Raw genomic sequence first — 13,619 nt, forward strand, 5'->3', positions numbered from 1 at the left:
CGGCCGCATGCACCGCGCACGGGTTCACCAAAAAAGTGCAGAATGGCGTGCATGCACCGAATCGGCGCTCGCAAAATGCTGTCACACGCTCGTTGCACCATGGAGGTGCCAAAGCGCGAATGCCGGTGCGTCCCGTGGCCCCGGAATCGCGCAGCGCGGCCCCGCTGCGGCGCGGGCCGGCGCGATTCGCGTCGGATTTGCGATGATTGGCACGGAAGCTGCTATATAGAATTCGGTCGACCCGGGGCGCGCTGCGCCAAAGCCAGACTCCGGGCAGCTCGATAAACGAGGCGGTTCCCAGTCCGCCGGAATTGTTCAATCAGGAGAAGAGGTTATGAGTAAAACCGTCGCCGACGTCATGCAGCTCGTGAAGGACGAGGACGTCAAGTTCGTCGATTTCCGCTTCACGGATACGCGCGGCAAGGAGCAGCACGTGTCGGTGCCGGTTTCGGCGTTTGACGAAGACAAGTTCGAAAGCGGCCATGCCTTCGACGGTTCGTCGATCGCCGGCTGGAAGGGCATCGAGGCGTCGGACATGCTGCTCATGCCGGATCCGACCGCGGCGTTCATCGACCCGTTCTACGAAGAGTCGACCCTCGTGATGACCTGCGACGTGGTCGAGCCGGCCGACGGCAAGGGCTACGAGCGCGATCCGCGCTCGCTCGCGAAGCGCGGCGAAGCGTACCTGAAGAGCACGGGCCTCGGCGACACCGCGTACTTCGGTCCGGAGCCGGAATTCTTCATTTTCGACTCGGTCCAGTGGAACACGGACATGTCGGGCTGCTTCGTGAAGATCAACTCCGAAGAAGCACCGTGGTCGGCAGGCAAGGAATTCGAAGGCGGCAACACCGGCCACCGTCCGGGCACGAAGGGCGGCTACTTCCCGGTCGCGCCGGTCGACACGTTCCAGGACATGCGTTCGGAAATGTGCCTGCTGCTCGAACAGCTCGGCATTCCGGTCGAAGTGCACCACCACGAAGTCGCGGGCCAGGGCCAGAACGAAATCGGCACGAAGTTCTCGACGCTCGTGCAACGCGCCGACTGGACGCAATGGTCGAAGTACATCATCCATAACGTCGCGCACTCGTACGGCAAGACGGCGACGTTCATGCCGAAGCCGGTCGTCGGCGACAACGGTTCGGGCATGCACGTTCACCAGTCGATCTGGAAGGACGGCCAGAACCTGTTCGCGGGCAACGGCTACGCCGGCCTGTCGGAATTCGCGCTGTTCTACATCGGCGGCATCATCAAGCACGCCCGTGCACTGAACGCGATCACGAACCCGACGACGAACTCGTACAAGCGTCTCGTGCCGCACTTCGAAGCACCGGTGAAGCTCGCCTACTCGGCGCGCAACCGTTCGGCATCGATCCGCATTCCGCACGTGTCGAACCCGAAGGGTCGCCGCATCGAAACGCGCTTCCCGGACCCGATGGCCAACCCGTACCTGTGCTTCACCGCGCTGATGATGGCGGGCCTCGACGGCGTGCAGAACAAGATCCATCCGGGCGAAGCAGCCGACAAGAACCTGTACGACCTGCCGCCGGAAGAGGATGCAAAGATCCCGACCGTCTGCGCAGGCCTCGACCAGGCGCTGGAAGCACTCGACAAGGATCGCGAGTTCCTGACGCGCGGTGGCGTGTTCACCGACGGCATGATCGATGCGTACCTCGCGCTGAAGGAGCAGGAGCTGGCGAAGTTCCGCATGACGACGCATCCGATCGAGTTCGAGATGTACTACTCGCTGTAAGTGGCGATGGCGCTTCCAGTCAGCGCCGTCACGCCGCTTCGTTCCCGTCGGGCAGTGTGCGGCGGGAGCGGCGGAGTCTGAAAGGGGACGGCGTCCAGCCGTCCCTTTTTTGTTCCGAAATTCCTCATTCACGGCCCCGGTGGGGCGCGACGATACGCACGATGGCTCTGAAGAATCTGATCAAGGCGAAGACGGGGCAGCCCGAGCGACTGACGGAAGACGAGCGGCTCGCGCGCTCCGGGCTGCTTGCCGGGCTCGAAGCGCTGCCGACGGTCGTGCTCGTGCTCGACCGCAAGACGCTGCGGGTCGCGTTCGCGAACCCGTCCGCGGAGGCGATGCTCGACATCTCGCGCCGGCAGCTCGCGCAGCGGCCGTGGGGCGAGATCTTCCCGAACGCGAACGAGCTCGCGTCGACGATCACCGCGATCGGCGAGGAGCGCTTTCACGCGACGCATCTCGACACCGTGCTCGATCGGCCCGGCCACGAGGCGTTGCACGTGCATGCGATCGTCGGCTTCCTCGAGACCGCGCCCGATTTCGTGCTCGTCGAGCTGTTCGAGAACGAACGCCAGTCGCGCACCGATCGCGAGGAGCGCATCCACGACCTGACCGCGGTCAACAAGCAGCTGATCCGCAATCTCGCGCACGAGATCAAGAATCCGCTCGGCGGCATTCGCGGCGCCGCGCAGCTGCTCGAATTCGAGCTGGGCGAGCGCGAGCGTGGCGAGTTGCGCGAATACACGCAGGTGATCATCAAGGAGTCCGACCGCCTGCAGACGCTCGTCGACCGGTTGCTGGAGCCGCATCGGCATCCGCACATCGTCGGCGACGTGAACATTCATGAAGTATGCGAACGCGTGCGCGCGGTGATGCTCGCGGAGTTTCCGCGCGGCCTCACGATCGAGCGCGACTACGACGTGAGCGTGCCGGACCTGCGCGGCGACAAGGAGCAGCTGATCCAGGCGCTGCTGAACATCGTGCGCAATGCGGCGCAGGCGCTGCGCGAACGCATCGCGCAGGGCGACGCGAGAATCGAATTGCGCACGCGCATCGCGCGCAAGGTGACGATCGCGAAGCGCCTGTACCGGCTGGCACTGGACTTGCACGTGGTCGACAACGGGCCGGGCATTCCGGAGGAGATTCGCGACCGCATCTTCTACCCGCTCGTGTCCGGGCGCGACGACGGCAGCGGGCTCGGCCTCACGCTCGCGCAAACCTTCGTGCAGCAGCACGACGGGATGATCGAGGTCGAGAGCCGGCCCGGACGTACCGAATTTCAGATCCTGTTGCCGCTCGATCACTGAGCGGCGGCATGGCGATTCACCGGATTCACCAATATCTGACCGACCTATGAAGCCGATCTGGATAGTAGACGACGATCAATCGATTCGCTGGGTGCTCGAAAAGGCGCTCGCCCGCGACAGCTTCGCGACGCGCAGCTTCGCGAACGTGCGCGATGCGCTGGCCGCGCTCGATCACGAGTCGCCGCAGGTGCTCGTATCCGACATCCGGATGCCGGGCGGCTCGGGCCTCGAGTTGCTGCAGGCGATGCACGAGCGTCTGCCCGGCTTGCCCGTCATCATCATGACGGCGTTCTCCGATCTCGACAGCGCAGTGGCCGCGTTCCAGGGCGGCGCGTTCGAATACCTCGCGAAGCCGTTCGACGTCGACAAGGCGGTCGAACTGATCCGCCGCGCGGTGGAGGAAAGCCTGCGCGGCGGCGCACCGCAGGACGAACGCGTGGCCGAGGCGCCCGAGATGCTCGGGCAGGCGCCGGCGATGCAGGACATGTTCCGCGCGATCGGCCGGCTGTCGCATTCGGCCGCGACGGTGCTGATCACCGGCGAGTCGGGCACCGGCAAGGAGCTCGTCGCCCGGGCGCTGCACCGTCACAGCCCGCGCGCGAACGGCCCGTTCATCGCGCTGAACACCGCCGCGATCCCGAAGGATCTGCTGGAATCCGAACTGTTCGGCCATGAGCGCGGCGCGTTCACCGGCGCGCAGACGACCCGCCAGGGCCGCTTCGAGCAGGCCGAGAACGGCACGCTGTTCCTCGACGAAATCGGCGACATGCCGTTCGACCTGCAGACGCGCCTGCTGCGCGTGCTGTCGGACGGCCAGTTCTATCGGGTCGGCGGCCACAACCCGCTGCGCGCGAACGTGCGCGTGATCGCCGCGACGCACCAGAACCTCGAATCGCGCGTGCGGCAGGGGCTGTTCCGCGAGGACCTTTACCACCGGCTCAACGTGATCCGCCTGCGCCTGCCGCCGCTGCGCGAACGCAGCGAAGACATTCCGCTGCTCACGCGCCACTTCCTGCAGAAGAGCGCGCGCGATCTCGGCGTCGAGCCGAAGCGCGTGTCCGACGAAGCGCTCGCGTATCTGACGTCGCTGCCGTTTCCGGGCAACGTGCGGCAACTCGAGAACCTCGCGAACTGGCTGACGGTGATGGCGCCCGCGCAGACGGTCGAGATCAAGGACTTGCCGCCCGATCTCGTGCCGAGCGGCGCGCCGGTGACGGCAGCCGTCGACGGCGCGGACGCGCCCGCGGCCCTCGGCGGCGGCGACGTGTCGCGCGTGCAGCCGTCGGTCGGTGCGGCGACGCTCGCGAGCGCACCCGTTGCGGCCGCATCGAACGGCGCGCCGGCCGGCTATCCGATGTGGGAGAGCGGGCTGCGTACCGAAGTCGCGCGACTGCTGCGCGAAAATTCCGCCGACGTGATGGACGAACTCGCACGCCGCTTCGAGGCTGCCGTGATCCGCGAGGCGCTCGACTTCACGCGCGGCCGCAAGGTCGAGGCGGCCGAGCGGCTCGGCATTGGCCGCAACACGATCACGCGCAAGATCCAGGAACTGCATCTGGAGCCGTAAGCCGTCGTCGCGGCATGCGCGCGCCGCGCATGCCGCGATCGGACATAATCGCGGTTTGCCGTCACGCGCACGCCCGTCATGTCCGATTCCTTTCGCTGGCCCGCCGGGGCCGATCCTTTCCGATTTCTCGAAGCGCTCGACAGCAAGCGCGCCCGCACGTGGGTCGACGAGCAGAACGCGCGCACGCGTGCTGCGCTGCGTGACGACGACGGCTACCGCACGCTGACCGCGCGGCTCGCGCAGGCCTACCTGCCGCGCGAGCGGCCGGTGATTCCGACCCGCTGGCGCGAATGGGCGTACGACCTGTGGCAGGACGATCAGCACCCGAAGGGGCTGTGGCGCCGCGCGCGCTGGGACGACTGGCGCGCCGGCCGGCCCGATTGGGAAACGCTCCTCGACGTCGACGCGCTCGGCGCGCAAGAGGGCGAATCGTGGGTGTTCGAGCAGGACGCGATCCTCTATCCGGACGGTGACCGCGCACTCGTGTCGCTGTCGCCGGGCGGCGCGGACGCGGTCGTCGTGCGCGAATTCGATCTGGTGCAGCGCCGCTTCGTCGACGGCGGCTTCACGATCGACGAGCCGGGGCATCACACCGTCGGCTGGATCGATCGCGACACCGTCTACGTGAGCTGGGATCGCGGCGAAGCGCATGCGACCGCGGCCGGCTATCCGTACGATGCGCGCCGCTGGGTGCGCGGCACGCCGCTCGCCGACGCGCCCATCGTGTTTCGCGGCGAACCGGACGACATCAGCGCGGGCGCATGGTTCGATCCGATCGACGGCCGCCATGTCGCATGGCGCAGCGTGGACTTCTTCGACGCGCATGCGTACCGGCTCACCGAGGCGGGCGAATGGGCGCGCTACGACGTGCCGACGCACGTCGAGGTCGGCTTCTGGGAAGGCTGGCTGGTGCTGGAGCCGCGGCTCGACTGGGACTGCGGCGGCGTACGGCATGCGGGCGGCTCGCTGCTCGCGATTCGCGAGCACGCGTTCCTCGCCGGCTCGCGCGAATTCACGACGCTGTTCGCGCCGCAAGCATCGACGTCGGCGTGCACGTGGACCCACACGCGCACGATGCTGATCGCGAGCTGGCTCGACGACGTGCACAACCGCACGATGCTGTGGACGCCGCGCAAGGGCGAGGGCAGCGACGACGGCGAAGGCGGCGAATGGACGTGGGACGCGCATGCGTTCGACTGGCCGCGCGATGCGCAGATCGACGTCGAGCCGGTCGAGTCGACGCTGAACGACGACGTGTACGTGGACGTCGACACCTATCTCGATCCACCCGAATGCTGGCTGGCCGATCTCGCCGATCGCGCGGCCGATGCGCAAGCGCGCCGCGTGCTGCTCGACCGGCCGCCGGTGCGCTTCGATGCGGCAGGGCTCGTCGTGCGGCGCGCGAATGCGCGCTCGCGCGACGGCACGATCGTGCCGTACACGTTGATCGGGCCGCGCGATGCCGTCGAGGCAGCCAACCGTGATGATGGCGGCGATGGCGGCACGCGCGTCGCGCGGCCGTGTCTGTTGTCAGGCTATGGCGGCTTCGCGATTCCGAACCTGCCGGGCTACAGCGACGCACTCGGCATCGCGTGGCTCGAGCGCGGCGGCGTCGCGGTGTTCGCGCACATCCGCGGCGGCGGCGAATTCGGGCCGCGCTGGCACGTCGACGCGCAGCGCGAACATCGGCAGCGTTCGTTCGACGATTTCATCGCGGTAGCCGAGGACCTGGTCCGCACCGGCGTGACGACCGCTGCGCAGCTCGGCATCGAAGGCGGCAGCAACGGCGGCCTGTTGGTGGGCGCGTGCATGGTGCAGCGTCCCGAACTGTTCGGCGCGGTGCTGTGCCGCGTGCCGCTGCTCGACATGCGGCGTTATCCGAAACTGCATGCGGGCGCCGCCTGGCTCGACGAGTACGGCGACCCGGACGATCCGCGCGAGGGCGCGGCGCTGGCCGCCTATTCGCCGTATCACCGCGTGCGCGACGGCGTCGTCTATCCGCCGCTGCTGCTGACGACGTCGACGCGCGACGACCGCGTGCATCCGGCGCATGCCCGCAAGATGGCGGCGCGCATGCACGCGCTCGGGCACGAGCGCGTGTGGTACTGGGAGAACACCGACGGCGGCCACGGCAGCGCCGACGATCTGGAGCGGGCCGAATCCGATGCGGCGGAATTCGGCTTCCTGTGGGCGCATCTGGGGCCGGCGCCCGCGCGCGGCTGAGCGAGCGGGCGGGGCGGCAGGCCAGCGGCCTCAGCCCACGACCGCGACGACCGGCGTGTGATCGGACGGCTGCTCCCACGTGCGCGGCACGCGGTCGACTTCGCACGACGTGCAGGTGGCCGCGAGCGCCGGCGAGAGGAGAATGTGGTCGATGCGCAGCCCGGCGTTGCGGCGAAACGCGAACATCCGGTAGTCCCACCACGTGAAGGTCTTCTCGGGCTGCTCGAAGCGCCGGAACGCGTCGACGAAGCCGAGCTCGAGCAGCTTCGCGAAGTGCGCGCGCTCCTGCGGCGACACCAGGTTCTGGCCTTCCCATTTCGCGGGGTCGTGCACGTCGCGATCTTCCGGCGCGATGTTGTAGTCGCCGAGCAGCGCGAGCTTCGGATAGCGCTGCAGCTCGGCGCCGAGCCACGCATGCAGCGCGTCGAGCCACTGCATCTTGTAGAGAAACTTGTCGGAGTCCGGCGCCTGGCCGTTCGGGAAATACGCGGACACGATGCGCACGCCCTCGACCGTCACGGCGACCACGCGCTGCTGCGGATCGTCGAAGCCGGGAATGTTGCGCACGACGTCCGATTCGTCGACGGCCAGCGTGTCGCGCACGAGGATCGCGACACCGTTATACGTCTTCTGGCCCGTGAACCAGCTGCGGTAACCGACGGCCTCGAGATCGGCGCGCGGATATTTTTCGTCCGGCAGCTTCAGCTCCTGCAGGCACAGCACGTCGGCGCCGCTTTGCGCGAGCCAGTCGAGCACATGCTGTTTGCGGACGTTGAGCGAGTTGACGTTCCAGGTGGCGATTTTCATGAACGGGAAGGCGGGCGGCATGGATTCGAAGGCCGCCATCTTACCGCGAGCGCGGCGCGCGAACGCGTGCAACACGCGATCGGCAGCGCATCCCGTGCACGTCGCGAGCCTCGCGATATTGGGGCCCAGCCAATAAATTGTGACAAAAGTGTTGACGTAAGTGCTTCCTCACCCTATAATTTATTTCTCTGACGCGGGGTGGAGCAGTCTGGCAGCTCGTCGGGCTCATAACCCGAAGGTCGTAGGTTCAAATCCTACCCCCGCAACCAAGCACACCAGACGATGTGCAGCGCAACTGACCGATGCGCGCTTCGTCGACAGGAACCCGGCCCCGTGCCGGGTTTTTTGTTTTCAGCCTGCCGCCCACTCGACCGCCGCCTTCGCATGCAGCGTGGTCGTGTCGAACACCGGCAGCGGCGAGTTTGCGTCGCCGATCAGCAGCGTGATTTCCGTACAGCCCAGTATGACCGCCTGCGCGCCGCGTCGCGCGAGTTCGTCGATGATCGCGACATAGGTCGCGCGCGACTGCGCGTCGATCCGGCCGTGACACAGCTCGTCGTAGATGATCCGGTGCACGTCGGCGCGCGCCGGTTCGTCCGGCACCCGCACGTCGAGCCCGAACCGGTCGCGCAGCCGCTGCGCATAGAACGGCAGCTCCATCGTGTAGCGCGTGCCGAGCAGCGCGACGCGCTCGACGCCCGCGGCGCGCAGTGCGTTGCCGGTCGGGTCCGCGATGTGCAGGAACGGCAGCGTCACCGCCGCTTCGATCGCGTCGTGCACGCGATGCATCGTGTTGGTCGTCAGCACGATCAGGTCGGCGCCGGCCGCTTCGAGCCGGCGTGCGGCGTCGGCCATCCGTTCGCCGAGCGCGCGCCAGTCCTGCGCGCGCTGCAGCGCCTCGATCTCCGCGAAGTCCACCGTGACCAGCACGCTCTTGGCGTTGTGATGGCCGCCGTGCAATGCCTTCGAATAGCGATTGATCATCCGGTAGTACTCCGCCGACGATTCCCAGCTCATCCCGCCGATCAGGCCGATCGTCTTCATTCGTCACCTTTGCGTTTCATCTGTCGTGGCGAACGAGTATAGGGGCCGACCGGCGCGCGCGGCGGTACGATCCGTGCGCAGCCGACCGGTACGGCGCCGCTGGCCGAGCTGGGTCGGCGCCGCGTCGGACTGTCCGCATTCGCCGGTACGTGGCAGCACGCGGCAGTTGAAACGGTCACTGTGTTTTTGTACAGTATCGGCACCGTGAAGCCGACCACTCCCGAGCCTGCCGATTCGCACCTGCCGCCGCCTGGCGACGCGCCGCCGCGCGTGCGCAAGATCATCCATTGCGATTGCGACTGCTTTTACGCATCGGTGGAGATGCGCGACGATCCGTCGCTGCGCAATCGGCCGCTCGCCGTCGGCGGCCGGCCCGATCAGCGCGGCGTGATCGCGACCTGCAACTACGAGGCGCGGCGCTACGGCGTGCATTCGGCGATGTCGTCGGCGCTCGCGATGCGCAAGTGCCCGGACCTGCTGATCCTGCCGTCCGCGATGGACAAGTACCGCGCGGCGTCGCGGCAGATCATGGCGATCTATCGCGACTACACGCGCGACGTCGAGCCGCTGTCGCTCGACGAGGCGTATCTCGACGTGAGTGGCTCCGAGCTGTGCCACGGCAGCGCGACGCTGATTGCGCGGGAGATCCGTCAGCGCGTGTACGAGACGGTCGGCGTGACGGTGTCGGCGGGCGTCGCGCCGAACAAGTTCATCGCGAAGATCGCGTCCGACTGGAACAAGCCCGACGGGCTGTTCGTCGTGCGCCCGCACGAGGTCGATGCGTTCGTCGCGGCGCTGCCGGTGCGCAAGCTGCACGGCGTCGGGCAGGTGACGGCCACGCGCCTCGACCGGCTCGGCATCCAGACCTGCGCGCAATTGCGCGACTGGTCGCTGATCGATCTGCATCGCGAGTTCGGCGCGTTCGGCCGGCGTTTGTACCAGCTCGCGCGGGGCATCGACGAGCGGCCGGTGCAGGCCGATCAGGAGCGCAAGTCGGTCAGCGTCGAGACGACCTATGTGACCGACCTGACGACGCTCGAGCAATGCGCGCAGGAAATCCGCCGTCTCGTCGAGCAGCTCGATGCGCGTATCGCGCGCGCGGGCGCCGCGCGATCGATCCGCAAGCTGTACGTGAAGATCCGCTTCGCCGATTTCCAGCGCACCACGGTCGAATGCGTGGCCGACGCGACGAATGCGCAGACGGCCGTCGCGTTGCTCGCGAAGGGGCTGCAGCGGCGCGCGCAGGCCGTGCGGTTATTGGGCGTCGGCGTGCGCATCGACGAGAACACGGCCGAGCGCCATGGGCAGTTCTCGCTGTTCGGCGATGCAGTGGATGAGTCGGTTGAGGGGGGCGCCGATGCGGCAGCTGAGGAGTTGACCGAGGAGTCGAACGAGGACCCAGCTGAGGAGCCGACCGAGAACGCAGCCGGCGCGTCAATCGAGGATCCGGCCGAGGGCTCAACTGCAGAGTCAACCAATGACCCAGCCGACCATTCAACGAACGCCCGGACCGACGCCCCGACCAGCGGTTCAAACCCGGCCGCCGAGCCATCCGGTCCAACGCCCGCACAATGAAAAAAGCACCGCCGAAGCGGTGCCTGCCGAAGCCACCGGGCGAACCGCCCGGCAACGCGCGATCACTGCGCGGGCGCTGCCATACCGTTGTGACGCAGCAGCGCGTCGATTTCCGGCTCGCGGCCGCGGAACGCCTTGAACGAATCCATCGCCGGACGGCTGCCGCCCACTTCGAGGATCTCGCGGCGATAGCGCGTGCCGGTCGTCGCGTCGAGCACGCTGCCGCTTTCGGCCGCTGCTTCCTCGAACGCCGCATACGCGTCGGCCGACAGCACCTCGGCCCACTTGTAGCTGTAGTAGCCGGCCGCATAGCCGCCCGCGAAGATGTGGCTGAACGTGTTCGGCCAGCGCGAGAAGGCCGCCTGCGGGATCACGTGGTAGCGCTCGTTGATCTCGCGCGCGAAGGCGTTCACGCCGGTCGCGCCGGCCGGGTCGAAGTCGACGTGCAGCAGCATGTCGAACATCGAGAACACGATCTGCCGCAGCGTGCCGAGCCCGCTCTGGAAGTTCTTCGCGGCGATCATCTTGTCGAACAGCTCGCGCGGCAGCGCGGCACCGGTTTCCACGTGCGACGACATCGACGACAGCACGTCCCATTCCCAGCAGAAGTTCTCCATGAACTGCGATGGCAGCTCGACCGCGTCCCATTCGACGCCGTTGATGCCCGACACGCCCAGCTCGTCGACGCGCGTGAGCATGTGATGCAGCCCGTGGCCGAACTCGTGGAACAGCGTGATCACTTCGTCGTGCGTGAAGCACGCGGGCTTGCCGCCGACGGGCGCCGAGAAGTTGCAGGTGAGGTACGCGACCGGCGTCTGAACGGCGCCGTCGCGCTTCGCGCGCGCACGCGCATCGTCCATCCACGCGCCGCCGCGCTTGCCTTCGCGTGCGTACAGGTCGAGATAGAACTGCGCGACGAGCGAGCCGTCGCGGTTCTCGACGCGGAAGAAGCGCACGTCCTTGTGCCAGACCGGCGCATCGTCCGGCTTGATCCGTACGCCGAACAGCGTTTCGGTGACGGTGAAAAGGCCCTTCAGCACTGCCGGTTCCGGGAAGTACTGTTTGACTTCGTTCTCCGAGAACGCGTAGCGCTGCTGGCGCAGGCGCTCGGCCGCGAACGCGACGTCCCACGGCGCGAGCTCGGTGAACCCGAGCTCCTTCGCGGCGAACGCGCGCAATTCGTCCCAGTCCTTCTCCGCGTGCGGGCGCGCACGCGTCGCGAGATCCTCGAGGAAGGCGATCACCTGCTGCGGCGATTCGGCCATCTTCGGCGCGAGCGACACTTCGGCGAAGTTGCGGTAGCCGAGCATCTGCGCTTCTTCACGGCGCAGCTTCAGCTCGTCGGCGACGATCGCCGTGTTGTCCCACTCGGCCTTGCCGCCGCCGTACTGCGGCCCGAGTTCCGACGCGCGCGTCGCATAGGCGCGGTACATCGTTTCGCGCATCGCGCGGTTCTCGGCGTATTGCAGCACCGGGAAGTACGACGGGAAGTGCAGCGTGAATTTCCAGCCTTCCTTGCCGTCCTTCTGCGCGGCTTCGCGGGCCGCCTCGATCGCGTCGCCCGGCAGCCCGGCCAGCTCGGCTTCGTCCTGCGCGAAATACGCGTACGCGTTGGTCGCGTCGAGCACGTGATCGGAGAACGCCTTCGACAGCGCGGCCTGCTGCTCCTGCAGTTCCGCGAAGCGCGGCTTCTGGTCTTCGGGCAGCTCGGCGCCCGACAGGCGGAAATCGCGCAGCGCGTTATCGAGGATCTTCTTGCGTTCGGCGGACAGCGTCGCGTATTCGGCGCCCGCCGCGATCGCCTTGTACTTTTCGTACAGCGCGAGGTTCTGGCCGACGCTCGACCAGAACTCGGTCACGCGCGGCAGATTTTCGCCGTACGCGGCGCGCAGTTCGGGCGTATCGGCGACCGCGTTCAGGTGGCCGACGACGCCCCACGCGCGCCCGAGCGGCTCCGTCGCCTGCTCGACCGTTTCGACGATCGCAGCCCAGGTCGCCGGCGTCTCGCTTGCGCTGGCGGTGTCGACCGCGCGGTTGGCGGCGGCCAGCAGTACGTCGAGCGCGGGCGTCACGTGTTCCGGGCGGATCTCGCCGAAACGGGGCAGGCCGGAGAAATCGAGGAGCGGATTGGTATTGGCGCTGGCGGACATTAAGACTCCCTGTCTGTTGCCGGATGAACCGGAGTGAAAAGGGTGGGGCGCGCTGCGGCGGCGCCCGATACCGACATTATTGGGGCGCACGGCGCGGTTTCCAATCGTTAGTTTCTAACGATGCGATTGCGTGCGGGCGGCGGCGCGGGGTCGGATTGTGACGACACGCGACGAGCGGCGGCGGTGCGGGCGCGGCGGCGCGGTGCTGACACGGCCGCGGGCATGGCCGCGGCCGGGGAGATGCCGGCGCGCGAATGCGCGTCGGCAGAAGGGGCGGGCGCGAGCGCGCGGCGCTCAGGCTGCGGCTGTGCGCTCCGCGGCTTCGATCGTGTTGATCAGCAGCATCGTGATGGTCATCGGGCCGACGCCGCCCGGCACCGGCGTGATGTGGCCGGCCACGTCCTTCACGCCGGCGAAGTCGACGTCGCCGCACAGCTTGCCTGCGTCGTCGCGGTTCATGCCGACGTCGATCACCGTCGCGCCCGGCTTGACCATGTCGGCCGTCAGGATGTTGCGCTTGCCGACCGCGGCGACGACGATGTCGGCCTGCCGCGTGTGCGCGGCGAGGTCACGCGTCTTGCTGTGGCAGATCGTCACCGTTGCGCCGGCTTCGAGCAGCAGCATCGCCATCGGTTTGCCGACGATGTTCGAGCGGCCGATCACGACCGCGTTCGCGCCTTGCAGCGGGATGTCGTGCGCCTCGAACATCTTCATCACGCCATACGGCGTGCACGGGCGGAACAGCGGCTTGCCGGTCATCAGCGCGCCGGCGTTCGCGACGTGAAAGCCGTCGACGTCCTTCTCCGGCGCAATCGCCTCGATCACCTTGTGGCTGTCGATATGCGCGGGCAGCGGCAGCTGCACGAGGATCCCGTGGATCTTCGGGTCGCGGTTCAGCTCGTCGATGCGCGCGAGCAGGTCGGCCTCCGACAGCGTGTCCGGGTAGGCATCCTTCAGCGAGAAGAAGCCGTTGTCCTCGCACGCCTTGATCTTGTTGCGCACGTAGACTTCGCTCGCCGGGTTCGCGCCGACGAGGATCACCGCGAGACCGGGCTGGTGGCCGCGTGCGGTCAGGGCGGCGGCGCGTTCGGCGGCCTGCGCGCGCAAGGTCTTCGAGAGGGCGTTGCCGTCGATGAGGAGGGCTGTCATGGTGGTGGTCCTGCCGGGAAGTTGGAATGCGGTCGTGCGGCGCGCGAAGC

At 67.6% G+C, this 13,619-nt stretch carries 9 protein-coding genes and 1 tRNA gene; 6 read left to right on the top strand and 4 right to left on the bottom strand.

The window, feature by feature from the left end; all coding sequences use genetic code 11:
- Positions 1-334 precede the first annotated feature (334 nt).
- From glnA to AK36_RS18570, 4 genes are all read left to right on the top strand, one after another.
- Positions 335-1,750, top strand: coding sequence for a type I glutamate--ammonia ligase (gene glnA, locus AK36_RS18555; RefSeq protein ID WP_011885436.1), 1,416 nt, complete (start codon positions 335-337; stop codon positions 1,748-1,750).
- A 161-nt stretch (positions 1,751-1,911) separates the two neighbouring features.
- Positions 1,912-3,054 (top strand): nitrogen regulation protein NR(II), encoded by a 1,143-nt coding sequence (gene glnL, locus AK36_RS18560; RefSeq protein ID WP_014723296.1) that lies wholly within the window; start codon positions 1,912-1,914, stop codon positions 3,052-3,054.
- A gap of 46 nt (positions 3,055-3,100) precedes the next feature.
- Entirely contained in the window at positions 3,101-4,621 is a 1,521-nt protein-coding gene (ntrC, locus tag AK36_RS18565; protein WP_011885434.1) for a nitrogen regulation protein NR(I), read from the top strand.
- Positions 4,622-4,699: 78 nt separating this feature from the next.
- On the top strand, positions 4,700-6,844 hold the full coding sequence (locus tag AK36_RS18570; protein WP_045578950.1) for a prolyl oligopeptidase family serine peptidase: 2,145 nt from the start codon (positions 4,700-4,702) through the stop codon (positions 6,842-6,844).
- Between the two features lie 30 nt (positions 6,845-6,874).
- Here the strand turns inward: AK36_RS18570 and xth are convergent, their stop codons facing one another.
- Positions 6,875-7,651, bottom strand: coding sequence for an exodeoxyribonuclease III (xth, locus tag AK36_RS18575; protein ID WP_059462111.1), 777 nt, complete (start codon positions 7,649-7,651; stop codon positions 6,875-6,877).
- 192 nt (positions 7,652-7,843) lie between these two features.
- On the opposite strand from xth, the gene AK36_RS18580 reads away from it, so the two are divergent.
- Positions 7,844-7,920, top strand: a tRNA-Met gene (locus AK36_RS18580).
- 82 nt (positions 7,921-8,002) lie between these two features.
- Here AK36_RS18580 and AK36_RS18585 read toward each other — a convergent pair.
- Positions 8,003-8,695 carry an aspartate/glutamate racemase family protein gene (locus tag AK36_RS18585; RefSeq protein WP_045578951.1) on the bottom strand — a complete coding sequence of 231 codons (693 nt, stop codon included), beginning with the start codon at positions 8,693-8,695 and terminating at the stop codon, positions 8,003-8,005.
- 180 nt (positions 8,696-8,875) lie between these two features.
- Between AK36_RS18585 and dinB the strand changes: the two genes are divergently transcribed.
- Complete coding sequence (gene dinB, locus AK36_RS18590) at positions 8,876-10,270, top strand: DNA polymerase IV (protein ID WP_080938686.1); 1,395 nt, start codon at positions 8,876-8,878, stop codon at positions 10,268-10,270.
- A gap of 62 nt (positions 10,271-10,332) precedes the next feature.
- Here dinB and AK36_RS18595 read toward each other — a convergent pair whose 3' ends face one another.
- Both AK36_RS18595 and folD read right to left on the bottom strand, forming a co-directional pair.
- A complete protein-coding gene (locus AK36_RS18595) occupies positions 10,333-12,420 on the bottom strand; it encodes a M3 family metallopeptidase (protein ID WP_014723292.1) in 2,088 nt (695 codons plus the stop codon).
- Between the two features lie 294 nt (positions 12,421-12,714).
- Positions 12,715-13,569 carry a bifunctional methylenetetrahydrofolate dehydrogenase/methenyltetrahydrofolate cyclohydrolase FolD gene (gene folD / locus AK36_RS18600; RefSeq protein WP_034194560.1) on the bottom strand — a complete coding sequence of 285 codons (855 nt, stop codon included), beginning with the start codon at positions 13,567-13,569 and terminating at the stop codon, positions 12,715-12,717.
- Positions 13,570-13,619 lie beyond the last annotated feature (50 nt).

The organism is Burkholderia vietnamiensis LMG 10929, from assembly GCF_000959445.1.
Classification (GTDB): domain Bacteria; phylum Pseudomonadota; class Gammaproteobacteria; order Burkholderiales; family Burkholderiaceae; genus Burkholderia; species Burkholderia vietnamiensis.